The sequence below is a fragment of the Microbacterium sp. ZXX196 genome (genome assembly GCF_009709595.1).
GTDB classification, from domain to species: Bacteria; Actinomycetota; Actinomycetes; order Actinomycetales; family Microbacteriaceae; genus Microbacterium; species Microbacterium excoecariae.
The window spans coordinates 308153-332897 of sequence record NZ_WMEE01000002.1 but is presented as its reverse complement, the minus strand read 5'-3'; the positions used below and the strand labels follow the sequence as shown (position 1 = coordinate 332897).

The 24745-nt window shown below is 70.5% G+C and carries 26 protein-coding genes; 9 read left to right on the top strand and 17 right to left on the bottom strand.

What is annotated here, in order from left to right:
• Nucleotides 1–53: 53 nt before the first annotated feature.
• Complete coding sequence (locus tag GJQ66_RS03220) at nt 54–617, top strand: MarR family winged helix-turn-helix transcriptional regulator (protein ID WP_368732604.1); 564 nt, start codon at nt 54–56, stop codon at nt 615–617.
• A gap of 64 nt (nt 618–681) precedes the next feature.
• On the opposite strand, the gene GJQ66_RS03215 is transcribed toward GJQ66_RS03220, so the two are convergent.
• From GJQ66_RS03215 to GJQ66_RS03200, 4 genes are all read right to left on the bottom strand, one after another.
• The gene (locus tag GJQ66_RS03215; RefSeq protein ID WP_155047870.1) at nt 682–1947 is read right to left on the bottom strand and encodes an MFS transporter; all 1266 of its coding nucleotides are present in this window, start codon (nt 1945–1947) and stop codon (nt 682–684) included.
• A 31-nt stretch (nt 1948–1978) separates the two neighbouring features.
• Entirely contained in the window at nt 1979–4612 is a 2634-nt protein-coding gene (locus GJQ66_RS03210) for an alpha-L-rhamnosidase (protein ID WP_155047869.1), read from the bottom strand.
• A gap of 91 nt (nt 4613–4703) precedes the next feature.
• Nucleotides 4704–5762: a hypothetical protein gene (locus GJQ66_RS03205; RefSeq protein ID WP_196215790.1), complete on the bottom strand. Its 1059-nt coding sequence runs from the start codon at nt 5760–5762 to the stop codon at nt 4704–4706.
• A complete protein-coding gene (locus tag GJQ66_RS03200; RefSeq protein ID WP_230379232.1) occupies nt 5759–6256 on the bottom strand; it encodes a DUF6328 family protein in 498 nt (165 codons plus the stop codon). The genes GJQ66_RS03205 and GJQ66_RS03200 overlap by 4 nt, the downstream gene beginning before the upstream one ends.
• A gap of 115 nt (nt 6257–6371) precedes the next feature.
• On the opposite strand from GJQ66_RS03200, the gene GJQ66_RS03195 reads away from it, so the two are divergent.
• On the top strand, nt 6372–7109 hold the full coding sequence (locus GJQ66_RS03195; protein WP_196215789.1) for a SurA N-terminal domain-containing protein: 738 nt from the start codon (nt 6372–6374) through the stop codon (nt 7107–7109).
• Nucleotides 7110–7141: 32 nt separating this feature from the next.
• Entirely contained in the window at nt 7142–7864 is a 723-nt protein-coding gene (locus GJQ66_RS03190) for a VIT family protein (protein WP_155047866.1), read from the top strand.
• A gap of 61 nt (nt 7865–7925) precedes the next feature.
• On the opposite strand, the gene GJQ66_RS03185 is transcribed toward GJQ66_RS03190, so the two are convergent.
• Nucleotides 7926–8822: an SDR family oxidoreductase gene (locus tag GJQ66_RS03185; protein ID WP_155047865.1), complete on the bottom strand. Its 897-nt coding sequence runs from the start codon at nt 8820–8822 to the stop codon at nt 7926–7928.
• An 80-nt stretch (nt 8823–8902) separates the two neighbouring features.
• Complete coding sequence (locus GJQ66_RS03180) at nt 8903–9097, bottom strand: CsbD family protein (RefSeq protein ID WP_155047864.1); 195 nt, start codon at nt 9095–9097, stop codon at nt 8903–8905.
• 170 nt (nt 9098–9267) lie between these two features.
• Between GJQ66_RS03180 and GJQ66_RS03175 the strand changes: the two genes are divergently transcribed.
• Complete coding sequence (locus GJQ66_RS03175) at nt 9268–10158, top strand: TIGR01777 family oxidoreductase (RefSeq protein ID WP_155047863.1); 891 nt, start codon at nt 9268–9270, stop codon at nt 10156–10158.
• 4 nt (nt 10159–10162) lie between these two features.
• Here the strand turns inward: GJQ66_RS03175 and GJQ66_RS03170 are convergent, their stop codons facing one another.
• Nucleotides 10163–11164, bottom strand: a complete 1002-nt coding sequence (locus GJQ66_RS03170) for a LacI family DNA-binding transcriptional regulator (protein WP_368732603.1) — start codon at nt 11162–11164, stop codon at nt 10163–10165.
• 150 nt (nt 11165–11314) lie between these two features.
• Here GJQ66_RS03170 and GJQ66_RS03165 point away from each other — a divergent pair, with 150 nt between their 5' ends.
• Genes GJQ66_RS03165 through rhaS form a run of 4 tightly spaced genes read left to right on the top strand, consistent with a single transcriptional unit; the run spans nt 11315 to nt 16003 of the window.
• Nucleotides 11315–12844, top strand: coding sequence for a sugar ABC transporter ATP-binding protein (locus tag GJQ66_RS03165; RefSeq protein WP_368732602.1), 1530 nt, complete (start codon nt 11315–11317; stop codon nt 12842–12844).
• Nucleotides 12841–13869 carry an ABC transporter permease gene (locus GJQ66_RS03160; RefSeq protein WP_155047862.1) on the top strand — a complete coding sequence of 343 codons (1029 nt, stop codon included), beginning with the start codon at nt 12841–12843 and terminating at the stop codon, nt 13867–13869. Before GJQ66_RS03165 ends, GJQ66_RS03160 begins: the two co-directional genes overlap by 4 nt.
• Complete coding sequence (locus tag GJQ66_RS03155) at nt 13866–14912, top strand: ABC transporter permease (protein WP_155047861.1); 1047 nt, start codon at nt 13866–13868, stop codon at nt 14910–14912. The genes GJQ66_RS03160 and GJQ66_RS03155 overlap by 4 nt, the downstream gene beginning before the upstream one ends.
• Nucleotides 14913–14962: 50 nt before the next feature.
• Nucleotides 14963–16003 (top strand): rhamnose ABC transporter substrate-binding protein, encoded by a 1041-nt coding sequence (gene rhaS, locus GJQ66_RS03150; protein WP_155047860.1) that lies wholly within the window; start codon nt 14963–14965, stop codon nt 16001–16003.
• A 60-nt stretch (nt 16004–16063) separates the two neighbouring features.
• Here rhaS and GJQ66_RS03145 read toward each other — a convergent pair whose 3' ends face one another.
• From GJQ66_RS03145 to GJQ66_RS03115, 7 genes are all read right to left on the bottom strand, one after another.
• Nucleotides 16064–17386 carry a deoxyribodipyrimidine photo-lyase gene (locus GJQ66_RS03145; RefSeq protein WP_155047859.1) on the bottom strand — a complete coding sequence of 441 codons (1323 nt, stop codon included), beginning with the start codon at nt 17384–17386 and terminating at the stop codon, nt 16064–16066.
• 66 nt (nt 17387–17452) lie between these two features.
• Nucleotides 17453–17908 (bottom strand): PPC domain-containing DNA-binding protein, encoded by a 456-nt coding sequence (locus GJQ66_RS03140; RefSeq protein ID WP_155047858.1) that lies wholly within the window; start codon nt 17906–17908, stop codon nt 17453–17455.
• A gap of 66 nt (nt 17909–17974) precedes the next feature.
• Nucleotides 17975–18328, bottom strand: coding sequence for a DUF2975 domain-containing protein (locus GJQ66_RS03135; RefSeq protein ID WP_155047857.1), 354 nt, complete (start codon nt 18326–18328; stop codon nt 17975–17977).
• An 89-nt stretch (nt 18329–18417) separates the two neighbouring features.
• Nucleotides 18418–19449 carry a methionine synthase gene (locus GJQ66_RS03130; RefSeq protein WP_155047931.1) on the bottom strand — a complete coding sequence of 344 codons (1032 nt, stop codon included), beginning with the start codon at nt 19447–19449 and terminating at the stop codon, nt 18418–18420.
• Nucleotides 19450–19466: 17 nt separating this feature from the next.
• Nucleotides 19467–20447 (bottom strand): putative oxygenase MesX, encoded by a 981-nt coding sequence (locus GJQ66_RS03125; protein WP_155047856.1) that lies wholly within the window; start codon nt 20445–20447, stop codon nt 19467–19469.
• A 137-nt stretch (nt 20448–20584) separates the two neighbouring features.
• Entirely contained in the window at nt 20585–21538 is a 954-nt protein-coding gene (locus GJQ66_RS03120) for a LysR family transcriptional regulator (protein ID WP_155047855.1), read from the bottom strand.
• Between the two features lie 60 nt (nt 21539–21598).
• Nucleotides 21599–22483 carry a helix-turn-helix transcriptional regulator gene (locus tag GJQ66_RS03115; protein ID WP_155047854.1) on the bottom strand — a complete coding sequence of 295 codons (885 nt, stop codon included), beginning with the start codon at nt 22481–22483 and terminating at the stop codon, nt 21599–21601.
• Between the two features lie 182 nt (nt 22484–22665).
• On the opposite strand from GJQ66_RS03115, the gene GJQ66_RS03110 reads away from it, so the two are divergent.
• Nucleotides 22666–23010, top strand: a complete 345-nt coding sequence (locus GJQ66_RS03110; RefSeq protein ID WP_155047853.1) for a carboxymuconolactone decarboxylase family protein — start codon at nt 22666–22668, stop codon at nt 23008–23010.
• A 70-nt stretch (nt 23011–23080) separates the two neighbouring features.
• On the opposite strand, the gene GJQ66_RS03105 is transcribed toward GJQ66_RS03110, so the two are convergent.
• Genes GJQ66_RS03105 through GJQ66_RS03095 form a run of 3 tightly spaced genes read right to left on the bottom strand, consistent with a single transcriptional unit; the run spans nt 23081 to nt 24742 of the window.
• Complete coding sequence (locus GJQ66_RS03105) at nt 23081–23452, bottom strand: DUF2255 family protein (RefSeq protein ID WP_368732601.1); 372 nt, start codon at nt 23450–23452, stop codon at nt 23081–23083.
• A gap of 4 nt (nt 23453–23456) precedes the next feature.
• Entirely contained in the window at nt 23457–24311 is an 855-nt protein-coding gene (locus tag GJQ66_RS03100; protein WP_155047851.1) for an aldo/keto reductase, read from the bottom strand.
• Nucleotides 24308–24742, bottom strand: coding sequence for a cupin domain-containing protein (locus GJQ66_RS03095; protein WP_155047850.1), 435 nt, complete (start codon nt 24740–24742; stop codon nt 24308–24310). Before GJQ66_RS03095 ends, GJQ66_RS03100 begins: the two co-directional genes overlap by 4 nt.
• Nucleotides 24743–24745: the final 3 nt, after the last annotated feature.

Here is a 24745-nt window from a genome sequence, read left to right as displayed (position 1 = left end):
CCAACCTAACTACTAGATCGGAAGATATCTACTTTCGTCGTAAGATCGTTCTCGTGACAGCAGACCGAGAGCCGACGCGCGAGGAGCGTTTCACAATGCTCGACCCGCGGATCCTTGACCCCGAGAGCGAGATTGTCGCGCGCGACCACCTCTCGGGGAACGACGTCGCGCAGGTGGTCGAGCTCCTCGAGGCGATGCACCGATGGCGCGAGACCGAGCGCGCCATGAGCGAGGCCTCGCAGCGCTACATGAAGCTCGGGGACACGGACATGCGCGCCCTGCGCTTCCTCGTGGCCTGCCGCACCCAGGACACGGTCGCCACCCCCAGCTCGATCGCGCAGCACCTCGGGATCTCGACGGCCTCCACGACCAAGCTGCTCGACCGCCTCGCGAAGGGCGGCCACGTCACCCGACACCCCCACCCGAACGACCGGCGCAGCCTCGCGATCGAGATCACCGAGGAGACGCGCATCTCCGCCCGCGAGAGCGTGGGGCGCACGCACGCGCGGCGCTTTGACGTCGCGGCCTCCCTCTCTCCCGCCGAACGCGACGTCGTCATCCGGTTCTTCACGCAGCTCGTCGAGACGGCCGAAATGCCGGGGCACCCGCCCGCCTGATCCCGCGCATACAGGAGGTGGCCCGGACCGAGGTCCGGGCCACCTCCTGTGTGGCGTGGTTCGCTCAGCGCACCTCGACGCGATCTCCCCGGAGCGCGGGATCGTCGTCGGTCGCGCGCGGCATGCGCGCGATCCAGAAGATGCCGATCGCGAACGCGACGACGCTCGTCGCCACCATGAAGTAGAAAATGATCGACGGGCCAAACGAGATCAGGGCGGGCGTGAAGATCGCCACCGCCGCCGCCACGAGTCGCGTGAAGGCGATCGTGATGGACTGAGCGGTCGCACGGATCGACGTCGGGAAGAGCTCCTGCGACCACACCTTGTACATCGGCTCGCCCGCGACCGCGCCGGCGATCGAGTAGAGCACGCCGAAGATCGCGAGCGTCGCGATCGTGACGCCGCCGATGCCCGGGATCAGGAAGGCGACGATGCTCAGCGCCGCCATCACGGTGAACCACTTCATCCGCGTGCGGCCGTCCACGATGCGCATCATGAGGAGGAGCGAGCCCGCGCTCACGAAGGTGATGATCATCGAGATGAGCGACGCCTGCGACACCTTCGCGCCGGCGACCTCTACGTAGAGGAGGCTGCTGAACTGCCCGTTCGTGTTCGCGGCGATGTTGACGAGCGCGTAGAACAGGCCCGTCGCGACGATCGCCGCGAGATACCGCGGGCGACGCAGCTCGGCGAGCCCGCGCAGGCCCCGCGCCTCGCCCGGCCGGACGACGGCGATGGCCCGGCTGTTTCGCCACGCCTGCGACTCGGGCAGGCCCATGCGGAGGACAAGGACCACGAGCGAGACGACCAGGAGGTGACCGTAGAGGATCCGCGCGCCCAGTACGCCGAGGTCGCCGAAGAGGGTGCCCAGCAGGCTGACGACGATCACCCCGGCCATCCAGAGGATGTGCGAGAACGAGATGAGCTTTCCGCGGTTCGCGTCCGTGGCCGCCTCCGCCACCATCGACAGCGACACGGGCAGGTCCGCGCCCGCCGCGAAGCCGAGGAGAACCACGCCGGGGAACAGCATGTAGGTGCCGGTTGCGAAGGTCAGCACGAGCGCGCCGACTGCGAAGAGCGACAGGGTCGCGAGGAAGACGGGCTTGCGCCCGAAGCGGTCGCCCGCGGGGCCGCCGACGAGCGCGCCGACGGCGATCGAGATCGTCAGCAGTGCGGACAGCGTGCCGAACTGGAGGTCGTCGAATCCGAACGCCTCGCGATAGATGACGAGCGCGGTGCCGGTCGTCACGATCGCACCGGCGTCGAGGTAGGACACCATTCCGGCGAGCGTGGCGACCCACCAGGAGTGACGCGTCGAGGGTGTGGTCATGGGTTCTCCTTCGAACAGGTAGGGGAGGAAACTAGAAGGTGTGGGTCCCGGATCCGACCTCGAGCGCCTCGCGCCCGGGAAGGTCGATCATGGCCGTCGTGTTGGCGGGGAGGGTCACCGTCACCGCGAGTGGGCTGAGCTCTCCGCGCTCGGGCTCGAGGGCCGACCAGGCCACGCGGATCTCGCCGTATACCGACGAGTAGCTGGCCCCGGCCGCGGCGGTGAGGCCGGCGCGCGGCCGGACGAGCACCCGGCGGTACCCGGGCTCCAGCGGCGCGATGCCGCCCATGTCCCGGTGCATCCAGTCCGCCACCGCTCCGAGCGCGTAGTGGTTGAAGCTCGTCATCTCGCCCGGGTTGATGGTGCCGTCCGGGAGCATCGAGTCCCACCGCTCCCACACCGTCGTCGCGCCCCGCGAGACGGGGTACAGCCAGCTGGGTAGCTCCGCTGTGCGCAGCATCCCCTGCGCCACGTCCCGGTGTCCCGTGACGGTGAGCGCGTCGCTCACGATGGGCGTTCCGACGAAGCCCGTCCCGATGCGGTGCCCACCGTCCGCGACGATCGTCGCCAGGCGCTGGCCGGCCGGGGCGTACAACTCGTGAGGGAGGAGCTCGAACACGATCGCGAGGGCGTACGCGGTCTGGGAGTCGGACGCGAGGCGACCGTCCGCGAAGACGTACTCGCGCTGGAACGCCTGGCGCGCCGTCTCGGCGAGGGCCTCGAACCGCGCCGCGTCCTCCGCCCGGTCGAGGATTCGCGCCGCGCGGGCGGTCAGAGCCGCGGAGCGCGCGTAATACGCGGTGGCGACGAGGTACGGATCCGTCTGCGCCTCGAACGGCCGGTCCGCGGGCGCCGACGGGTCGAGCCAGTCGGCGAGCTGCATGCCCGTGTGCCAGTGCCCGTTGGGTGCCTCCTGGGCGACCCGTTCGACCCACGCGGACATGCTCGCGAACTGCCGCTCGAGCACGTCGCGGTCGCCGAAGCGCTCGTAGAGGACGGTCGGCACGACCGTGGCGGCGTCACTCCAGGCCGCCATGGGGGTCGGGGCGAACAGATCCTGATCGATGAGGGGCGAGTACAGCGGGCCGACGCCGCCCAGGCGCGCCTGATCGGCGGCGAAGTCCTCGAGCCACGACGAGAGGAACCCGTCAACGTCGAAGAGGAACGACGCCGTGGGAGCGAAGACCTGGATGTCCCCCGTCCAGCCGAGGCGCTCGTCGCGCTGCGGGCAATCCGTCGGAAGCGTCACGAAGTTGCCGCGCGTGCCCCAGACGACGTTCTCGTGCAGGCGGTCGAGGTCGGCCACGCCCGTGCGGAGGGTCCCGGTGCGCACGAGGTCGGTGTGCAGGACCTCGGCGACGACCTCGATCTGGTCGACGGAAATGCCGTCGACCTGCGCGTACCGGAAGCCGTGGAAGGTGAAGCGCGGGGCCCATTCCGCCGGTCCGCCCGACGCGACGTAGGTGTCGCTCGCGGCGGCGAAGCGCAGGGGGCGCCTCCCGAGCTCGCCCTGCTCGAGGACCTCGGCGTGACGCAGGGTCACGACGGTCCCCGCCTCAGCCGCCAGCCGGATCCGCAGGCGCCCCACGAGATTCTGGCCGAAGTCGAGGATGACGCCGCCGTCCGCGCCCGCAAGGCGCTGGACGACATCGCGCGTCTCGGTCACGCGCACGGGCGGCAGCTCCGCCGGACGCAGCCGGGTCGGATCCGCAGCGACCCGCACGGCGGGTGCCGCGCCCGGGAACGGAACCGCCGCCGCGAGGGCCTCGTCCTCGCGGCGCGCGTCGTAGCGTTCGCCCTGGTAGATGCTGGAGAACGTCACGGGGCCCGCGATGCTCGCCTCCCAGGTCTCGTCGGTGACGATCGTGTCGACGGTCCCGTCCGCGAACTCCACGCGCAGCTGCGCAGAGAGCGCGCGCTGCCCGTGCCAGGTGCGGCGGAAGTCGCCGTCGAACCCGAAGTGCTCGGCGTACCATCCCGGCGCGACGCGCGCCCCGAGGATCCGCGTCCCTTCGGCCAGCTCGGCGGTCACGTCGACGGTGCGGAAGAGCAGACGGTCCGCATAGGCCGTCCAGCCGGGGGCGAAGAGGTCGTCCGACACCTCGCGGCCATCGATCGTGAGCTCGACGATGCCGTGCCCCGTGTACGACAGCAGCGCCCGCGCGACGGGCCGCTCGATGTCGACGATGCGACGCAGCCGCGTGACGCCGCGATCCGCGTCGTCGGCGGCGAGATCGGCGCGGACGTCCGCGGCCGTCGCCCCGCGCGCGACCGTCGCATCGAGCGCGCACGCCTCCGAGCGGTCGTCCCGACTCGCGATGAACGGCGCCGTCCACTCATCTGCGCCCAGCGGCCCCGTTGCGACCGGCGTCCACTCCGAGAACGCGGCGTATTCCCCCGCCTCCGACACGGCGGACACGCGCACATCGACCGCGTCGTAGGCCGCGAGCGGGGCAAAGGGCCAGGCGACGTTCGCGCTGTCGCGGCCCGCGTGCTCGACGCGCTCCCGGCTCCCATCCGCCCTCCGCAGCTCGATCGATGCCCCCGCCTGAAGCCACCCCGCGTCCGCTCCCTCCACGACCCACGTGAGCGCCGGACGGGAGCTCGACTGGATGGCGGGCGCACCGCGGCGGCCCACCCGCGTGCGCGTGACGGCGTGTGACATCGTTGTCCTCTCGGAACTTGGAACGTTTCACTCCATGGATGATCGTAAAACCAATTCCAAGCGGGGTACGGCTTTCAGGTCGCCGCGCTCGTCACTCCTCGCCGCGCGGGGCGTAGCGGTGCGCGCGGCGCGTGCCCTGCGTGAGCTCCGTGATGTGATCCCGGCTGTCGAAGTTCGATCCCAGGGCGCCCGCCACCGTTCCCATCGAGGCGCTCAACCACGCGATCTCGGCATACGTCCCGAGATTGACCTCCCGCCCCAGGACGCTGGCCATGAAGCCAGCCTCGATGACGACGATCGCCGTCACGAAGATCGCCACGGTCAGCGACAGGTAGAGGGCGGTGACGGCGAGGGCCAGCGTGATGACGGTGGAGGCGTTGTACATCGTCGCCTCGACGAGGCTGCCGTGTTGGCGGGAACGCTCCCATAGGCGGTTCGACACAATGAGCCACACGACCATCGCGACGATAGCCGCGACCGCGATCAGGGCCAGGCGCCACGTGGGAAGGGCTGCGGCCATCCGCCAGATCGACGAGTAGAACACGCCGAAGGCACCCGTCGCCGTGGCCGCGGTCAGGACGCCGGAGAGCTTCGGCACGACCGCGAGCGGCTCGTTCGTCCGCACCATGCCGAGAACGAGCGCCGTGCGCCTCGGGCGCCACCACGGCGAGTCGATGTAGACCGACCGGCCCGTCTCCGAGGCCTGCTCGTGCACCGCCCCGAACCGCATGCGCCCGGCCCGGATGTCGGGATCCGTTCCCGCGGCCAGCGCGTCGACCGAGTCGAACAGGACCCGACGCAGGTGCGCGTGCACGCGGATCCAGCCGAGCGCCGGCAGGGAAATGATCGCCAGGCGCTCGGAGAAGTGCAGGGCCGAGATCTTGGGGCGCGCGCCGGCCCGCCGAGGAATCTCCGTAACGATCACGAGCATGTCGGCCGCGTCCTCCGTCGACCACTGGCGAATCTCGTCGAGATCGAGCGAGCCGTCGTCGCGCAGGGGAATACGTCGGCGCTCGTGGCGCATCTCGTACGGCCCCTCGGCCGCTCCCCCGTCCGCGGCGGCGATCACGTCGCGGACAGCACGCGTCGCGATTCCCGGATCCGAGACGACATCCACGCGCCACGGGCGCTGCTCCCCGGCGTCGGTCACGATGCCTCCCCCCGTCCGCCGCCGGCGCGGAGCGCGAGCGGCGCCGCGATCCACAGCACGGCGACGACGGCGCCGAGGCTGGCGGCCGCGCCGATCGCCGCGCCGCGCCCCACAACGATGTCGAAGATAAACGCGACGACCCCGACGAGCAGGATCGAGACGGTCGCGAGCGCGACGATGAGGGCCACGTGCCCGAAACGGACCGTGCGCCCCTTGCGCCCCCGCGCGAAGAGGCCGCGGTGGAGGGCCACGGGTGCCAGCGCGACGACGGCGCTCAGCGCCGACAGCACGACGAGCCCGAGGTAGAACGCCCTCTGCCCGCCCGACAGGTCGTCGAAGCGCGACTGGAACACGATGGCGAGCAGAAAGCCCGTGAGGATCTGGGTGCCCGTTTGCAGCACGCGCAGCTCCTGCAGCACCTCCAGCCAGTTACGGTCGGCTCGTTCGTCCGGCGTCTCGTCGCGCCGGCCCGGCGCCGCGTCGTGGGTGGTCATGCCGCGCATCCTGCCAGCTTGCGCGCGGCGGCGCGGGATTCCTGACGGCGCGCTCATCCGCCACCCCAGCGCGCGGTGTAGCCTCGCCGGGATGTTCACTCGTTCAAGAGCCCCCATGACCCGTCGCGCCCGTGCCCTATTCGCCGCGGCGGCCGTCGCGACGCTCGCCCTCGCCGGATGTGCGGCGACCGAGGACGACGCGGCGGAGCCCACGGCGAGCGCGTCCGCGGAGGCCGCGACGCCCGAGGCCGACCTTGAGGGCGTGCCGGACATCGTCGCCGTCGTCAACGGCGACGAGATCGGGATCGACGAGTTCCGCACGGCGTACGAGACTCGACTGCAGTCCGCGGCCCTGAGCGCCTCCAGCACGGGCGAGGAGGTCGACCAGGACGCGCTGAAGACGGAGACCGCCGATCTGCTCGTGAATAATCGGCTGCTCACCCAGGCGGCGAGCGACGCGGGTATCGAGGCGACGGACGCGGACGTTGACGACGTCCTGCAGGGCGTCGCGGACCAGGCCGGCCTGGAGGACGTCGCCGCTGTGATCGACGCGTTCGCCGAGCAGGGCGTGGACGAGGATCAGGTCCGTCAGGACGCGGCCGCGCAGTTCCAGATCGACGGGCTCATTGCCGAGGAGGCGGTGATCGAGGAGCCCACGGAGGCGGAGCTGCAGGCCCAGTACGACGCTCTGGTGGAGCAGGCAGAGGCGGCCGAGAGCGGATCCGAGATCCCGGCGTTCGAGGACGTGCGGGATCAGCTGGAAGAGCAGACGATCACGCAGCAGCAGAACGCGGCGACGCAGCAGCTGATCGATGACCTGCGCGCCGACGCGGAGATCACGGTCAACCTCTGACGCTCGGCCGGCGGGGGCGATAAGGTCGGGCCATGACCGACTCCCCCGCCGGAACCCACGCAGGCGAGCCCCACGGCCCGGGCATCGCGCAGAAGCTCAACTGGCTACGCGCGGGCGTCCTCGGCGCCAACGATGGCATCGTCTCGACGGCCGCCGTGGTCGTCGGCGTCGCGAGCGCGACGGCGAGCGTGGGGCCCGTCCTCGTCGCGGGCGCCGCGGCCCTCGTCGGCGGCGCGATCTCGATGGCGCTCGGAGAGTACGTGTCGGTGGCCAGCCAGCGCGACTCGGAGCGCGCGCTGATCGCGAAGGAAAAGGCCGAGCTCCGCGAGGACCCCGAAGCGGAGCTGGAGGAGCTCGCCGGGCTCTATGCCGCGCGCGGCATCTCGCCCGAGACGGCGCGGCGCGTGGCGGAGGAACTCACGGAGCACGACGCGCTGCGCGCCCACCTGTCGGCGGAGCTCAACATCGACCCGGACGACGTCGTGAGCCCCTGGCACGCGGCGCTCGCCTCCGCCGTCGCGTTCACCCTCGGCGCCCTGTTGCCGATGCTCACGATCATGTTCCTCCCGCTCGAAGCCCGCGTGGCCGGAACCTTCGTCGCGGTGCTGGGCGCGCTCGCCCTGACGGGATACGTCGCGGCCTGGATCGGCGACGCGAGCCGCGGGCGGGCCGTGATGCGCACGGTCCTCGGCGGCGCGCTCGCCCTCGCGGCCACGTTCGTCGTGGGCAGCCTCTTCGGCACGACCGTCGCATAGCGCGAGGCGCGGCCCACCCTTGCATCGGGACGGGGCGGGCCGCGCGCCGTCATGCCGAGCGTTAGGGGCTTGGCGTGCCTCCGTTGACGTTCAGGGTCTCGCCGATGACGAAGCTCGATTCGGAGGAGGTGAGAAACACGTACGCCGGCGCGAGCTCCGTAGGCTGGCCCGCGCGCCCCAAGGGCGTGGACTTCCCGAAGTGCGGCAGGGCCTCCTTCGGCTGCCCGTCCGAGACCTGCAACGGCGTCCAGACGGGGCCCGGCGCCACCGCGTTCACGCGGATGCCGCGCGGAGCAAGCTGCTGCCCGAGGCCCTTCGTCAGGTTGTTGATGGCGGCCTTCGTCGATGCGTAGTCGATGAGGTGAGCCGACGGCTGGTACGCCTGGATCGACGTCGAGTTCACGACCGTCGATCCCGGCTCCAGGTGCGGGACGGCCGCCTTCGTGACGCGATAAATCGCGCGCACGTTGACGTCGTACGTCTCCTGCCACTGCTCGTCCGTCAGGTCGTCCAGGCTCTCGACGGCGATCTGCTTTCCGGCGTTGTTCACGAGCGCGTCGATGCCTCCGAGGCCGTGCACGGCGTCCGCGACGACCTGATGACAGAACTCGGCGTCCGCGAGATCGCCCGGGAGCAGGACGGCGCGGCGGCCGGCCTGTTCGACGAGCGCGCGGACGCGCTGAGCGTCCTCCTCCTCCGCGGGGAGGTAGTTCAGCGCGACGTCCGCGCCTTCGCGCGCGAACGCAATCGCGACGGCGGCGCCGATCCCCGAATCCGCCCCCGTGATGAGCGCGCGCCGCCCCTCGAGGCGGCCCGTGCCGCGGTAAGAGTTCTCACCGCGGTCGGCGCGCGGGGTGAGCTCGGCGTCCAGGCCGGGCTCGGGCTGGTGCTGCGTCGGCGGGGTAACGGACGGGAAGCGGGTGACGGGATCCGTGAAGGTGAGCTGGTCGGTGTGCATGGTGTGGCCCCTCTCGAGAATCGAATGGTCGCAAAAACGCGTCGGGGCGGGGCGAATCTCGCCCCGCCCCGTGGTCGTCGTTACTTGCCGAACGACTTGCCGACGTTCTTCGCGGCGTCCTTGACGTTCTCCGCCGCGTCCTTCGTGTGGCCGGCCGCCTGATCCGCCTGGCCCTCGGCCTGGAGCTCGTCGTCGTCCGTGACGCGCCCCCAGGTCTCCTTCGCCTTGCCCTTGAGCTTGTCGGCGGCGGCCTCGAACTTATTCTCGTTGCTCATATCCTTGCCTCCTTCTGAGGGCCCTTATGGGGCCATGAGTACGGCGGGATCATGCACGGACCCGGGGGCCCGCGACGCCATGGTAAACACAGCCGTGCGACGGCGGGGGCGGATCCAGCGGATTCATCAGGAGGCACTCCCGGCGCGCCACCCCGTGAGACCATCAGCTCATGAGAGCCGATCGGATTGTCATCGCCGGGTCGTCCGGCCTCATCGGGCAGGCGCTCGTGCGCTCGCTCGCCGCCGACGGGATCCCCGTCTCGCGGCTCGTGCGCCGGCCGCCGGAGCATCCGGACGAGATCGCGTGGTCGCCGGGCGAGCGCCACCTGGATCCCGCGGTCCTGGCGGGCGCTGCCGCTGTGGTCAACCTGGGGGGCGCGAGCATCGGTCGCCTCCCCTGGACGCCTCGTTACCGGCGCGAGCTCGTGTCGTCGCGGCTGGCCCCCACGCGCACGCTCGCGCGCGCGCTCGCCGCGCTCGGCGCGGACGCCCCGGCGTTCGTATCGGCGTCGGCCGTGGGCTTCTACGGCGACCGTCCCGGCGAGGACCTCGAGGAGTCCAGCGGGCCGGGCGACACCTTCCTCGCGCGGCTCTGCGGCGAATGGGAGAAGGCGGCGGCCGGATCCGCCCCGCGCGTGGCATTCCTCCGGACCGCGCCGCTGCTTCATCCGCGCGGCGTCCTGAAGCCGATGATGCTCCTGGCGAGGGCCGGCGTCAGCGGGCCGCTCGGGCGCGGCACCCAGGTGTGGCCGTGGATCTCGCTGGAGGATGAAGTGCGCGCGATCCGCCACGTCATCGACCGCGGGCTGAGCGGGCCGGTCAACCTCACGGGACCGACCCTCGCGACCGCGAACGACATCGGGCGCGCGCTGGCGGCGCGCGTGCACCGCCCCTACCTGCTCCCGGCGCCCGCGTGGGCGCTTCGCGTCGGGCTGGGCCGCGACGCCGCGGACTCCCTCCTGCTCGCCGACGCCGCGGTGCGACCGGCCGCGCTGCTCGACTCGGGGTTCAGCTTCGCGCACGCCACGGCGACGGAGGCGATCGCGGCCGCCGTCCGGTAGGCCCTCAGCGCTCCGTCGAGCGGCGGACGACGAGCTCGGGGGGGAACACCGTCTGCCGCGGCAGGCTGAGCGGATCCGAGACCTCCTCGAGCACCATGCGGAGCGCCGTGCGCCCGATCTGGCGCCCCGGCTGGCGCACCGTCGTCAGCGGCACGGCGGCGGCCGCGGCGAAGGGGATGTCGTCGAAGCCCACGAGAGCGATCTCGCCCGGCACGAGGAGCCGGCCGCCCTCCACCAGCGACTGCAGCAGGCCGATCGCGATGAGATCGTTCGCCGCGAGGATCGCGTCGGGACGCTCGCGGCGGGGGCGCGCGAGCAGGCGCTCGCCCGCCGCGAGTCCGTCCTCGAGCGTCATCCCCGACGTGGGCACCACCTCGAGCGGGACCTGCGCGTCGTCGGCCGCGGCGCGCGCGCCCTCGAGCCGATCGGACACCTGCCGCAGGCCAAACGGGCCGCCGACGAACGCCGCGCGGCGGCGGGAACGGGCGATGAGATGCTCCATCGCGAGGCGTCCACCGGCGACGCTGTCGAGCGACACGGACGAGAACTCGTGGTCGGCGCTGAACCGGTCGACGAGCACCGTGGCGATCCCGGCGCGCTTCAAACGACGCAGGTCGGCGAGCACGTCCCCGTACGGCGCGAGCAGGATCCCCCGCACCTGCTGCTGCCGAAAGAGGTCGAGATAGAGCTTCTGGCGCGCCTCGTCCTCGTCCGAGCTCCCGGACAGCATCGCGAGTCCGCCGGCCGCGGCCTCATCCTGCGCCCCGCGCACGACGTCGTTATAGAACGGGTTCTGACTCCCCAACACGACGAATCCGACGGTCGCGCTGACCCCGGCGCGCAGCTGGCGCGCGGCGTCGTTGCGGACGTACCCGAGCTCCCGGATCGCCCGTTCGACGCGCTCGACGGAGTCCGGGGACACCTCGTCGGGGCGGTTCAGCACGTTCGAGACCGTGCCGACCGACACGCCGGCGCGCTGCGCGACATCGCGGATCCTGACGGCCACCCGATCTCCTTCGTTGGAGGCGCATCACATTCTGATCACCGTCGCCATGCGCGTGTGGCGAGCAGCTCCCGACATACACTAGCCTGAACCCACCGTGAATCGATTCATGTCGTTTCAGATTCGCTCGCACCTCGATGGAGAGGACCCCACGTGGTCACCGAAGATCCCGCCCGCCCCGGAGGCGCCCCGACGCTGGAGCTGGATCGCGTCGTCAAGTCCTTCGGACCGGTCGTCGCGCTCCGCTCGGGCAGCCTGACGCTCCGCCCGCACTCGATCCACGCCCTGATCGGCGAAAACGGTGCGGGCAAGTCGACGCTCGTCAAGATCATGGCGGGCCTGTATCGCCGCGACGCCGGAGACTTTCGTTTCCACGGCGAGAGCGTCGATTTCAGCTCGACGGCGCAATCCAAGGACGCCGGCATCGCCGTGATCTATCAGGAGCCCACGCTCTTCCCCGACCTGTCGATCACCGAGAACATCTTCATGGGCCGCCAACCGACGGGGCGGTTCGGCCGGATCGACCGGCAGGCGATGCGGGCCGAGGTCGAGCAGATCTTCGCGCGCCTCGGCGTGCGTCTCGATCCCGACCGGATCACCGAGGGCCTCTCGATCGCCGACCAGCAGATCATCGAGATCGCGAAGGCGATCTCGCTCGACGCGAGCGTGCTCATCATGGACGAGCCGACCGCCGCGCTGTCGGGCGTGGAGGTCGAGCGCCTGTTCGCCGTCGCGCGGAGCCTGCGCGACGAAGGCCGCGCCATCATGTTCATCTCGCATCGCTTCGACGAGGTGTTCGCGCTCTGCGACACCGTCACGGTGATGCGCGACGGGGCATACATCTCCACGCACCCGATCGAGGACACGTCGGTGGACGAGCTCGTGCGGCAGATGGTCGGGCGCGACGTCACGGAGCTGTTCCCGAAAAAGGAGACCGCCGTCGGCGAGGAGCTCCTCGCCGTCGAGGGCCTCACGAGCCCCGGATCCTTCCACGACATCTCCTTCCGCGTCCGCGCGGGCGAGATCGTCGCGCTCGCGGGCCTCGTCGGCGCGGGGCGCAGCGAGGTTGTGCGCGCCGTGTTCGGCGTCGACGCGTACGCGTCGGGCAGCGTCACCATGAGCGGCACGCGGATCCCCGCGGGCAAGCCCACCGCCGCGATGGCCGCGGGCCTCGCGCTCGTCCCCGAGGACCGACGCAAGCAGGGCCTCGTCATCGAATCGACCGTCGGCAGCAACACGGCGATGGCCATGTGGCGGAAGATCGCCGCGTTCGGGTTCCTCACGACGGGCATGGAACATCGCGCCGCGCGCCCGTGGGACGCCAAGCTCGAGGTCAAGAGCCACGCGCTCGACACGGTCGTCGGCACGCTGTCCGGCGGAAACCAGCAAAAGGTCGTGCTCGCGAAGTGGCTCGCGACGAATCCGCGCGTGCTCATCGTCGACGAGCCGACCCGCGGCATCGACGTCGGCACGAAGGCCGCGGTGCACGCGCTCCTGTCGGAGCTGGCGGGCCAGGGACTCGGCATCATCATGATCTCGTCCGAGCTGCCCGAGGTCCTCGGCATGGCCGACCGCGTGCTCGTCATGCACGAGGGGCGTATCACGGCCGAGCTCGACCGCGCCGAGGCCACGAGCGAGAACATCATGCACGCCGCGACCCACGCAACGGAGCCCACCGCATGACCACGACCATCGACATCTCCGCGGGCACGAGCCGGGTGCGCGCCTTCCTCTCGGGCGGGCGCATGCGCGAGCTCGGGATCCTCCTGGCGCTCGTCCTCGTGATCCTCGCGGCCACCCTCACGAACCCGAAGTTCCTGTTCTCCGGCGACGGTTGGCGCGATCTCCTTCTCACCCCCGCTCCGCTCCTGCTCGTCACGATCGGCCAGGCGTTCGTCATCATCACCCGCAACGTCGACATCTCCGTGGGGTCGATCGTCGGCCTCACGGCCTACATGACGGGGTGGCTGTTCGCGACGTTCCCGGGGATCCCCATTCCGCTCGTCGTGCTCGCCTCCGTCCTCTTCGGCGCTCTGCTCGGGCTCGTCAACGGCGCGCTCGTCGCGTTCGCGAAGGTCCCCGCGATGGTGATCACGCTCGGCACGCTGTATGCCTTCCGCGGCATTAACGTGCTCTGGACGGGCAGCAATCGCATCAACCCGTCCGACATGCCCAAGGCCTTCCTCGCGTTCGGCACGGCGCAGTTCCTCACGATCCCGGTCCTGACGATCGTCGCGGTGGCGGTCCTCGTCGCCGCCGCCTGGTACCTGGCGAACATGCGGTCGGGGCGCGAGCTGTACGCGATCGGATCCGACCCGCAGGCCGCGAACCTCTACGGTCTGAAGACGACGCGCCGCGTCCTCACGGCGTTCATCGTCTCGGGCACGCTGTCGGGCCTCGCCGGCGTGTTCTACGCCGCGCGCTACGGCACGGTCGACTCCCAGGCCGCCATGGGATGGGAGTTCAACGCGATCGGCGCGGCCGTCATCGGCGGCGTCGCGATCGTCGGCGGCGTCGGCACGGTGTGGGGCGCCGCGATCGGCGCGTTCCTCCTCATGACCATCAACCGCGCGCTTCCGATCGTCGGGATCCCCGACTTCTGGCAGCAAGCTGTCGTGGGTGTCCTCATCATCGGCGCGATCGTCCTCGACCGCGTCCTCGCGCTCCGCCAGAAACGACGCCTCATCGAGACGAGGGACAACGCATGACCACGGCCACCCAGACCACGAGCATCGTGCAGTTCGACTACGCACGGCCGCTGTGGCGTCGCGTGCTCGCCACGCGCGAGTTCGCCATCATCGGTCTCCTCGTCCTCGTCCTCGTCGTCGCCTCGCTGACGGTGCAGGGGTTCGCGCAGCCGCTGACGTACAACTATCTGCTGCTCGACATCGCCCCCGTCCTCTTCATCGCCCTGCCGATGACCCTGGTGATGACGACCGGCGAGATTGATCTGTCGGTCGGATCCATGGCGGGTCTCGCGAGCGTGACAACGGGCGTGCTCGTCCAGTCCGGCGCGCCGTTCGAAATCGCGGCGCTCGTCGCGCTCACCGTGGGAGTCGTCGGCGGATCGGTCAACGGCTACCTGGTCACGGTTGTCGGCCTGCCGTCGCTCGCGGTGACGATCGGTACGCTCGCCCTCTTCCGCGGCATCGCCGTCGGCATGCTCGGCACGACGGCCGTGACGGAGTTCCCCGAGTTCTGGACGGCGCTCGCCAAGGCGAAGCTCGCGGGCACCTCGATCCCCTGGATCGTAATTCCGTTTCTCGTGCTGCTCGTGATCTTTGTCGTGCTGTATCACTTCACGCCGTTCGGGCGCGGGATCTTCGCGGTCGGGCTCTCGTCCGACGCGGCGAAGTTCTCGGGCGTCAACGTCGAGCGCACGAAGTTCATCGTGTTCGTCCTCGCCGGATTCGTGGCGGCGCTCGCCGGCGTCTATTACACACTGCGCTACAGCAGCGCCCGCGGCGACAACGCGACGGGTCTCGAGCTGCAGGTCATCGCGGCGGTCGTCCTGGGCGGCGTGTCCGTGTTCGGCGGGCGCGGCAAGATTCACGGCGTCATCGCGGCGGTCCTGCTGATCGGCGCGCTCTCCAGCGCGCTGCGCCTCGAGGGCATCTCGAGCGCGATCATCAACATCATCACCGGTGGTCTTTTGATCATTTCGGTGGTGGGAGCCAGCGTCTTCGCCTGGGCGAAGACCCGGCGCTCCGCCCCCACGCCCGCCCGCGCGGCGGCAGCCTCATCCTCCTGAGGTCCCTGCCGCGGGTCCCGCCCGCGGCGCACTCCACGAAAGGTATAACAATGAAGTTCACTCTCTCGCGAGTGGCGGCTGGCGCAGCCGTATCCGTGATCGCCGCCCTCACGCTGGCCGGCTGTGCGGACACGAGCACCAGCGGCGGCTCCGGATCCGGCGACGCTGCCAGCTCCGACGACCTCTCGATCACGCTCCTCCCGAAGAACCTCGGCAACCCGTACTTCGACGCGTCCGAGGTGGGAGCCTCGGCGGCCGCCGAGGCTCTCGGCGCCGAGTTCGAGCAGGTGGGGCCGACCGAGGCGACCCCGGACGGCCAGGTCAGCTACATCAACACGGCCGCGCAGCAGGGCCGCTCGGCGCTCGTCGTCTCGGCGAACGACCCGAACGCGATCTGCGACGCACTGAACGAGGCCCGCGACAACGGGGTGACGGTGGTCACCTTCGACTCGGACACGAGCGCCGACTGCCGCGACTTGTTCATCAACCAGGCCGACACGGCCGGTATCGCGAAGGTGCAGGGGGACCTCATCGCCGAGCAGATCGGCGAGGAGGGCGAGGTCGCGATCCTCTCGGCCTCCGCGAACGCGACCAACCAGAACACCTGGAACGAGGCGCTCATCGAGTACGTCAACGAGACCTACCCCGACATCGAGATCATCGACACGGTCTACGGCGACGACGAGGACCAGAAGTCCTTCGACCAGACCGCGGCGCTCCTGCAGTCCAACCCGGATCTCGCGGGCATCGTCTCGCCCACGACGGTCGGCATCGCGGCCGCGGCGCGCTACCTGTCCGACTCGGACGCGAAGGGCGAGGTGGCGCTGACGGGTCTCGGCACCCCGAACCAGATGCGCGAGTTCATCGAGGACGGCACGGTCGAGGCGTTCGCGCTGTGGAACCCGGAGGACCTCGGGACGCTCGCGACCTACGCCGCGGCGGCGGTCGCCACGGGCGAGATCGAGGGGGCCGAGGGCGACACCTTCAGCGCCGGCGACCTCGGCGAGTTCACGGTCGGCGCCGACGGCGTCGTCCTCCTCGGCGACCCGTTCGTCTTCGACGCAGACAACATCGACGAGTTCCAGTTCTAAGCGGACCGAGAATTCCGGGGGGTCGTCGCGTGCAGCGGCGGCCCCCTCTTTCGCGCGTCGTCAGATGGTGTCGTACGCGGCGAGCGCGCGCTCGCGGCTGGCCTTGAGGTCGACGAGCTCGGGGGTGAGGAGGCTGTCCGGCGCCCATTCCTTCACGTAACGGCCGTCGGGGTCGAACTTCTGCTCCTGCGTGCGCGGGTTGAAGATGCGGAAGTAGGGCGCGGCGTCGGCGCCGCACCCGGCGACCCACTGCCAGTTGAACGGGTTGCTCGCGGCGTCCGCGTCGACGAGCGTGTCCCAGAACCACCGCTCCCCCACGCGCCAGTCGACGAGCATGTTCTTCGTCAGGAACGAGGCGGCGACCATGCGGACGCGGTTATGCATGGATCCGCTCTGCCACAGCTCGCGCATCCCCGCGTCGACGAGCGGGTAGCCCGTCGTCCCCTGTTGCCACGCCGCGAGGTCGGCGGGATCCGGATCCTCCCACGGGAACGCGTCGAAGCGCGCGTTGAGCCCGCGGGTGTGGAGGTCCGGGTGATGGAACGCGGTGTGCCAGGCGAACTCGCGCCACCCGAGCTCGGAGAGGAACGTGCCGACCTCGGCGCCGGACCCCCACGCCGCGTGCCACACGGTGCGGGGGCTGATCTCGCCCCACCTGAGATACGGCGACAGCCCCGAGACGGCGTCCTCGGAGGGCACGTCGCGACCTGTGTCATAGCGCCCGACCGGCCCGTCGAGGAAGTCCTCGAGGGCGGCGTGTGCTGCGTCCTCCCCGGGGGTCCAGCGCTCGGCGATGCCGGTCGCCCAGTCCGGGGAGCTCGGCCGGAGCTTCCACGCGGCCAGGTCGTCGCTCTCGGTATGCGCGTCGGCGCTCGCGAGCGCTGCGGGGGCCGGGAGCGGCCGCGCCGGTTCGGGCGCCTCCAGGCAGGCCCGCCAGAACGGCGAGTACACGCGATAGGGCCCGCCGGACTTCGTCGCGATCGTCCACGGTTCGAACAGCAGACTTCCGGGGAACGACCGCGCGTCGATCCCGTCGTCCCGGAGAGCCTGCTTCAGACGCGAGTCGATCTCCCGCTCGGCGCCGTAGCGACGGTTCCAGAACACCCGCGTCGCGCCCGCGGCGCGGACGACGGCCGGCACGACCTCCTCCGCCCGGCCGCGGCGGAGGACGAGCGCGCCGCCGCGCTCGCGGAGCGCCGCGTCGAGTCGCTCCAGCGATCCGTGCAGCCACCACTTGGCGGCGCCACCGAGGGGGCGCGTCTCGTCCGACTCCTCGTCGAGGACGTAGAGGGCGATGAGGCCGTCGTCGTCCTCGGCCGCCGCGGCGAGCGCGGCGTGGTCGGCGAGGCGGAGGTCGTCACGGAACCACACGACAGAAGCCATGGGGTCACGCTAGACCCGCGCGAGCGGTCGAGCGAGCCGCGCGGCCGGGTGTGCACAAACCGCCGGTCACTCGAACCGCAGGCACGGAATCCCGAAGCTGGCCTGAACGGGCACGGAGCGGAACGGTGGCTCGAGTACCTCTTCGACGAGCACCTCCGTCGTGTAGTGCACGCGCGCGTCGAGCACGTGACCGGCATAGGCGAGCGCGCCCTGGTCCTTGCGCCCGACGGCGGCGTGCACGTGCACGCGCACGTCCCCCTCGGGCCCGCGCGCGACCGACCCCTGGGCGGTGCCCTCCACGTATGTCACCTCGATGCTCTCGGGGAGCGGGAGTTCCGGATCCGCGGGCGCCCCCTCCGCGCCGATGAGCCTCACCGATCGGAACGCGCCGAAGAGCACCGGCATCAGGGCGGATCCGATTCCCTCGCGCGTGCAGAACGCGGTGATCTCAGCGAGGAGGTCCTCCCCCGGCTCCAAGACGAGAAGAAAACGACGACCGGCGGTGAGCTCAGCGGAGTGCATGGGTCTATCCCACCACCGTCGCCACCACTGGCGGCACAGGCCTCGCCGCTCACCCCCTCGGCGCCCTCAACTGAGGCGCGCGGGGGGGGGGGGGGGAGCGGCGCGGCGGTGACGGCGCCCGGGGCGGAGCAGGACGCCGAGCGCCGCCGCCAGCGCGGCGGCGGCCACGAACGCGCCGACGTACCGGAAGGCGCCCTCCGAGAACACGGCCTCGCGGCGCACGAGTGTGAGTAACCGCCAGACGCACACGGCGAACACCCGCATCGTGAGGATCCCGCACCCCAGGATCCCGATGAGAAGCGCCGCCTGCCACGGCGCGGCGCCGGATCCGGCGGCATCCAGCCACGCCAGCGGCAGGACCACGGCCTGCACGGCCACCGAGCCGGCCAGGGCGAGCGCGATCACCGCCTTAAGCGCCACGATCGGTGCATTTCCCGTGGCTCACCTTTCGTCCGTCGATGTATAGATATCGACTTTCGATAGATATCGCGAGCCCGGATTCGCCCCGCTCAGCCCTCCAGCTCGGCGCGCACGATCGCGGCGCCCGCGGCGAGCGCGGCCATCTTGCGCTCGGCAACGTCCCGCGCGAGGGGCGCCATGCCGCAGTTGGTGCTCGGGAGGAGCTTGTCCGGATCCACGTGCGCGAGGGCGGCGCGGAGCGTCTCGGCCACCTCCTCCGGCGTCTCGATCTCGTCGGTCGCGACGTCGATCGCCCCCACCATGACCTTCTTGCCGCGCAGGAGCTCGATGAGCGACACGGGCACGTGCGAGCCGCGCGACTCGAGCGAGACGATGTCGATGCTCGACGCCTGCAGCAGGGGGAAGAACTCCTCGTACTGGCGCCACTCGGATCCGAGGGTCGCCTTCCAGTCGGTGTTCGCCTTGATGCCGTAGCCATAGCAGATGTGCACGACGGTCTCGCAGCGAAGGCCCTCGGCGGCGCGCTCGAGCGCGGCCACGCCCCACTCGCGCACGTCGTCGAAGAAGACGTTGAAGGCCGGCTCGTCGAACTGGATGATGTCCACGCCCGCCGCCTCAAGCGCCCGGGCCTCCTGGTTGAGGATCCGCGCGAACTCCCCGGCGAGCTCCTGCCGACTGCCGTAGTGCGCGTCGTAGAGCGTGTCGATCATCGTCATGGGCCCGGGAAGTGCCCACTTGATCGGCTGATCCGTCAGCGCGCGGAGGCGCTTCGCGTCCTCCGCGAACACGGATCCGTCGAGGCTCACGGGGCCCACCACGGTCGGCACGCTGGCGTCGTAGCGATCCCGGATCCGCACCGTCTCGCGGCGGTTGAAGTCGACGCCGTCGAGGTGCTCGATGAAGGTCGTGACGAAGTGCTGCCGGGTCTGCTCGCCGTCGCTGATGACGTCGACCCCGGCGCGGCGCTGCGCGTCGGCGGCGAGCGCCTGCGCGTCGAGCTGCCCCGTGCGGAGGTTCTCGCCCTCGAGGCGCCAGGGCGACCAGAGCTTCTCGGGCTCGGAGAGCCAGCTGGGCTTCGGGAGGCTTCCCACGAGCGTGGTGGGCAGGAGGGGCGCGGTCATGGCGGATCCGGGGGTCGTCATGCGGACAGCACGGGGCTCGGGGCGGTCCACTCCTCGAGGAGGTCGCCGTACGGGGTCATGAGGTGCTCGTTCGTGAAGTGCCCCTGCGTGACGCCGAGGCGGCTACGCTCCTCGCGGTCGTACTCGACGCGCGTCGGCGAGAAGTCGCGGCGCTCGAGGCTCGGGCGGAAGACGTCAGCCGCGGTCGTGTTCGCGTTGTAGATCTCGGGGCGGTAGATCTTCTGGAACGTCTCCATCGTCGCGACGGTGGCCGCCAACGCGATCGGGGTGTGGTCGCCGAGCAGGTCGCCGCGGTGATAGAACGCGAGCGGCGCGACGGATCCCGGGGGCATGAAGTAGCGCACCTTCAGGCCCATCTGGGCGAAGTACCGGTCGGTGAGCGAGTAGTCGTCCTGCTGGTACTCGACGCCGAGGATCGGGTGCTCGTTCGTCAGGCGCGTGTACGTGCGCGATGTCGACACGCTGATGCAGATCACGGGCGGGAGGGCGTACCGCGCGCGGTACGCCTCGGACTCGAGGAAGCGCTCGAAGACGCGACCGTGCAGCTGGCCGAAGTCCTCCGGGATCCCGGATCCCGACGCCGTGTGCTCCGGCAAGCGCACGCTGAAGTCGTAGTCGCGAATATACGAGGAGAAGTTGTTGCCGACGATGCCGGAGTGGCGCGCGCCGCTCTCCCGGTCGACGACGTGCACGTCGAGGACCTCGATCACGGGGAAGGCCGCGTCGGCGGCCGCGATCTCGAGGTCGACGGAGACGATGTCGAGCTCCACCGTGTAGCGGTCGCGCCGCGGGTTGTCCCAGTGCACGAGCTCGTTGAAACGACCGTCGATCATCGACATCGCGGTCCCGAGGTTCTCGCGGCGGTTCTCGCCTCGGGCGAGGTTCGCGAAGTTCGTCGTCGTGCGCGAGGTGGCCGACGGGGTGTAGTCCTCGTCGAACCGCGTCGTGCTGATGCGGAAGTCGCATGCGTTCGTCATGATGATCCGTGCCTCGTGGGGTCGGGGGCCGGCGAGGATCCGCCAGCCGGCGCGCGGTGTGCGCGGCTGGATCAGTGTAGGCACGGGTCGCAGATATAGCCCCATACGCTCCCACAATGCGCGGCCAAAGCCTAAGCCTATGCCAGGAGTTCGACCCCGAACTCGGCGACGACCTCGCGCATTTCCGCGACGAAACGCTGCGCCTGGGACGTCAGCGCAATCGACGACTGGCCGATCCACCCGATCTCGATGCGCTCGTCGACCTCGAGCGGAACGGCGACGATGGACGGATCCAGGTCATCCGAGATGATGCCCGTCGAGATCGTGTATCCGCCGAGCCCGATCATGAGGTTGAAGATCGTCGCGCGGTCGCTGACGCGGATGTCGCGGGAGGCGGACCGCGTCGAGAGGATCTCCTCCGCGAAGTAGAAGGAGTTGTTCGCCCCCTGGTCGAAGGTCAGCCGCGGCGCGTCCGCGAGGTCGTCGAGCGTGACGCGCTCGCGCTCGGCCAACGGGTTCGTGCGCGCGATGAAGATGTGCGGCGTAGCGCGGAACAGCGGCGTGAACGCGAGCCCCGAGTCGCGCAGCAGCTTGTCGATCACGTTCCGGTTGAAGTCGTTGCGATACAGGACGCCGAGCTCGCTTCGGAGGGTCCGGACGTCCTCGATGATGTCCCACGTGCGCGTCTCGCGCAGCGCGAAGGAGTATTCGTCGGCATCCGTCGCCTTCACCATGCGCACGAACGCGTCCACGACGAACGAATAGTGCTGCGCCGAGACGGCGAGCAGACGCTTCGAGGGCGGGCGCCCGAGGTAGCGCTGCTCGAGGAGCTCCGCCTGCTCGATCACCTGGCGCGCGTAGCCGAGGAACTCGGATCCGTCCTCCGTCAGCGTGACGCCGCGGGCGGACCGGGTGAACAGGGTGCACCCCGTGCGCGCCTCGAGGTCCTTGAGGGCCGCCGACATCGTCGGCTGCGAGACGTACATCAGGTCGGCGGCGGCGCTGATCGACCCCTCGACGGCGACCTCCACGAAGTACCGCAGCTGCTGCAACGTGATTCCGCGCCCCGCGCGCATCCCCTCCCGGACCATAGGGGGAGACTATCGAACCCTCGCGATTATGGGCGCGCCTCGATATCGGTAGGTCCGCGCTCAGCGGTCCGCTGTCGCGCCCTCGCCCGCCCGCTCGGACGCCGCGGTGGCGGACCAGGCGGCGAGCAATCGGAGCTTCTCCTCGGCGGCGCTACCTGCCTCGGCCGAGTAGATCATGAGCGACAGGCCCGGATCCGCGATCATCTCCGTCCCCACGAGGTGCAGCGAGATCTCCCCCACGACAGGGTGGACGGCGACCTTGTACCCCGCGTCGTGGCGGTGCACGATCGCGTTGGCCCACCGGTCGCGGAAGACCTCGCTGCGCGTCGAGAGCTCCCCGATCACCTCGGTGATGCGCTTGTCGAACGGGTTCCGCCCCGCCTCGTGCCGGAGGATCGCGACGGTGTTGTCGACGGCGCGGATCCAGTCGGGATAGAACGCCTGGGCCGCGGGGTCGAAGACGGTGAACGTCGCGAGGTTCGGCGTCGCGCTGCGCGCAAACATCGGCGCATAGAACGCGCGGCCCAGCTCGTTGGCGCCGAGGACGTCGAGCGCGCCGTTGCGCACGAAGGCTGGCGCGCCCGTGATCGCGTCGAGCGCGGCCCGCACGCCCGGGCGGAGGGCACCGGACGGCGGCGAGGGCCGGCGCGCGCGGGGACGGGCGGAGGCGGACTGGGCGAGGTTCGCGAGGTGGTCGCGCTCGGTCTCGTCGAGGCGCAAGGCGTCCGCGAGCGCTTCGAGGACCTGCGTGGAGGCGCCGGCGATATCGCCGCGCTCGAGCCGGGCGTAGTACTCAGTCGAGACGCCCGCGAGCATCGCGACCTCCTCGCGGCGCAGCCCCTTCACGTGCCGGCGTCCACCGAAGCGCGGCAGGCCGACGTCCTCCGGCTTCAGCCCGGCGCGGCGGGCGGTGAGGAACTCGCGAACTTCGGTCCGGTGATCCATGCGTCCACGCTACGGCGCGGCGCGCCCGCGAACCAGGTACTGCCAGTACGCGGAAAGCGGGGGCATCGCGTCGATGCGCGCCCCGTGCTCGGATGGGACAAGAGGCGTGCCGACGAGCCGCCCTGGACGAAGCCGGGCCGCTCCCCCACGACCCGGCGCCCCACCGAGAAGGAGACGTGACCATGACAGAGAACCAGGCGACCGGCTGGACCGGCGGGCAGAAGGCATTCGGCGACTTCGCCCCCGCGCTCGCGCACTATACGGAGAAGGTGGTGTTCGACGAGGTGTGTGCGCGCGAGGAGCTGTCGGCCCGCGACCGCAGCCTCATCACGATCGCGGCGCTCACGGCGATGGGAAAGGCCGAGCAGCTCGGGTTCCACATCCCGTTCGGCGTATCGAACGGCCTGACCCAGGACGAGGTCGTCGAGGCGATCACTCACCTCGCGTTCTACGCCGGATGGCCGCAGGCCTTCTCGGCGATGGGCGTCGCGAAGGAGGCGCTCGCCTCCGACGACGCGGAGGCCTGAGCACCGACGGGCCAGCGGCCCCGGACTCCTGAAGGAGTCCGGGGCCGCTGGCGTTCCGGGCCCGCCCGACCTATGCGTCGCGCGCCGTCAGCTCGAGTGCGGACGCGCGCGCGTCCGCACTGAGCATCGGGGCCAGATAGGCGCTGCCGGCATACTTCTCGCGGTACGCGCCGTCGATGCGGTCGGCGAGGTCCGCCGGGGCGGGCGCGAAGGCCACGTCGATCGTGTCCGGACCGGACGAGACGCGCCCGGCACGCCGGGCCATCGCCCCGCGATACCAGCGCCCCTCGGTGCCCATGTAGGAGCGGACGAACAGTCGACCGTCCACCATCACCGACCAGATCGGCACGAAGCGGCTGTGTGTGCCGTCGGCGCGAAGGCTCGATACGCGCAGCTCGCCGCGTCGCCCGATGCGCTCGAACGCGGATGCGTCGCCGGTCACGGGGCTACTTCCCGCTGTACACGGGGAAGAAGGAGAACTCGCCGTACTCCTTGTGCTCGAGGCCGCGCAGCGTCTCAAGATCCTCCGCGCTGATCGAGAAGTCGACCTGCGCGTTGTCGCGCATGTGGTCGGGGTTCGCGGTCTTCGGCAGCGAGACCGTGCCGAGCTCCAGCGTGTACCGGATGCACAGCTGCGGCACGCTGACGCCATACCGCTCCGCCATCGCCGTGACCTCGGGATTCTTCATCATCTCGCCGTGGGCCATCGGCGAGTACGCCTCGACGCGAATCCCCGCGCGCTCGCAGAAGGCGATGAGGTCCGCGGGCGTGTTGCCGACGTGCACGAGCAGCTGGTTGACGTGCGGCGTGACGCTCGCCCCCTCGAGCAGGGCCTCGATGTCGGCCTGCTGAAAGTTCGAGACGCCGATCGCGCGCAGCTTGCCGGCTGCGAGCGCCTCCTCGAGCGCGCGCCAGGCGGCACGGTTTCCCTCGGCGTAGTCGCCGCCGCGGAAGTCGTCCCAGGGCTGCGGGCTGTGGATGAGCATGAGGTCGATGTACTCGAGGCCCATCGTCTCGAGCGAGGCGTCGATCGCGGCGACCGCGCCGTCATAGTCCTTGATTTCTGCCGCGAGCTTCGTCGAGACGAAGATCTCCTCGCGCGGGACGTCCGCCGTGCGGACTCCCTCGCCGACGCCGCGCTCGTTTCCGTACGCCTGGGCGGTGTCGATGTTGCGGTAGCCCGCCGCGACCGCGTCGCGCACGGCCTGCGCGGCCTGATCGTCATCGATGAACCACGTGCCGAGCCCGAGCTTCGGGATCGTCACGCCGTTCGTGAGGGTGTAGGTCTCGTTCGTGATCATGCGTGGATCTCCTTCGCGGTAGGAAGCGTCGTGTAGTACTCGTCCTCGACGGGCTCGAGCCAGACGTTGTCCGTGCCCTCCCCCGGGACGCTGATGGCGACGTGGCTGAACCAGGAGTCGGCCTTCGCGCCGTGCCAGTGCTTCTGGCCGGCGGGGATCTGGACGACGGATCCGGGCTCGAGGCTGACGGGCTCCTCACCCTCGGCCTGGAACCAGCCGCTGCCCGCGACGGACAGCAGGATCTGGCCGCCGCCGGACTCGGCCGCGTGGATGTGCCAGTTGTTGCGGCAGCCGGGCTCGAACGTCACGTTCGCGACGAACATGCCGAGGTCCGCCAGCGGGGCCAGGTAGCTCTGCCCGATGAAGTACGAGGCGAACGCGTCGTTCTTCTCGCCGAGCGGGAAGAGGCTGTCGAAATCTGCGTCGGTCATGGT

Coding starts and splice junctions, on each gene's coding strand:
- GJQ66_RS03120 (WP_155047855.1), bottom strand. CDS start 21,538: ATGGTCCGGGAGGGGATGCGCGCGGGGCGCGGAATCACGTTGCAGCAG.
- GJQ66_RS03140 (WP_155047858.1), bottom strand. CDS start 17,908: ATGCACTCCGCTGAGCTCACCGCCGGTCGTCGTTTTCTTCTCGTCTTG.
- GJQ66_RS03175 (WP_155047863.1), top strand. CDS start 9,268: ATGAGAGCCGATCGGATTGTCATCGCCGGGTCGTCCGGCCTCATCGGG.
- GJQ66_RS03195 (WP_196215789.1), top strand. CDS start 6,372: ATGACCCGTCGCGCCCGTGCCCTATTCGCCGCGGCGGCCGTCGCGACG.
- GJQ66_RS03200 (WP_230379232.1), bottom strand. CDS start 6,256: ATGACCACCCACGACGCGGCGCCGGGCCGGCGCGACGAGACGCCGGAC.
- GJQ66_RS03185 (WP_155047865.1), bottom strand. CDS start 8,822: ATGCACACCGACCAGCTCACCTTCACGGATCCCGTCACCCGCTTCCCG.
- GJQ66_RS03145 (WP_155047859.1), bottom strand. CDS start 17,386: ATGGCTTCTGTCGTGTGGTTCCGTGACGACCTCCGCCTCGCCGACCAC.
- GJQ66_RS03095 (WP_155047850.1), bottom strand. CDS start 24,742: ATGACCGACGCAGATTTCGACAGCCTCTTCCCGCTCGGCGAGAAGAAC.
- GJQ66_RS03190 (WP_155047866.1), top strand. CDS start 7,142: ATGACCGACTCCCCCGCCGGAACCCACGCAGGCGAGCCCCACGGCCCG.
- rhaS (WP_155047860.1), top strand. CDS start 14,963: ATGAAGTTCACTCTCTCGCGAGTGGCGGCTGGCGCAGCCGTATCCGTG.
- GJQ66_RS03110 (WP_155047853.1), top strand. CDS start 22,666: ATGACAGAGAACCAGGCGACCGGCTGGACCGGCGGGCAGAAGGCATTC.
- GJQ66_RS03100 (WP_155047851.1), bottom strand. CDS start 24,311: ATGATCACGAACGAGACCTACACCCTCACGAACGGCGTGACGATCCCG.
- GJQ66_RS03160 (WP_155047862.1), top strand. CDS start 12,841: ATGACCACGACCATCGACATCTCCGCGGGCACGAGCCGGGTGCGCGCC.
- GJQ66_RS03215 (WP_155047870.1), bottom strand. CDS start 1,947: ATGACCACACCCTCGACGCGTCACTCCTGGTGGGTCGCCACGCTCGCC.
- GJQ66_RS03130 (WP_155047931.1), bottom strand. CDS start 19,449: ATGACCGCGCCCCTCCTGCCCACCACGCTCGTGGGAAGCCTCCCGAAG.
- GJQ66_RS03210 (WP_155047869.1), bottom strand. CDS start 4,612: ATGTCACACGCCGTCACGCGCACGCGGGTGGGCCGCCGCGGTGCGCCC.
- GJQ66_RS03115 (WP_155047854.1), bottom strand. CDS start 22,483: ATGGATCACCGGACCGAAGTTCGCGAGTTCCTCACCGCCCGCCGCGCC.
- GJQ66_RS03155 (WP_155047861.1), top strand. CDS start 13,866: ATGACCACGGCCACCCAGACCACGAGCATCGTGCAGTTCGACTACGCA.
- GJQ66_RS03180 (WP_155047864.1), bottom strand. CDS start 9,097: ATGAGCAACGAGAATAAGTTCGAGGCCGCCGCCGACAAGCTCAAGGGC.
- GJQ66_RS03125 (WP_155047856.1), bottom strand. CDS start 20,447: ATGACGAACGCATGCGACTTCCGCATCAGCACGACGCGGTTCGACGAG.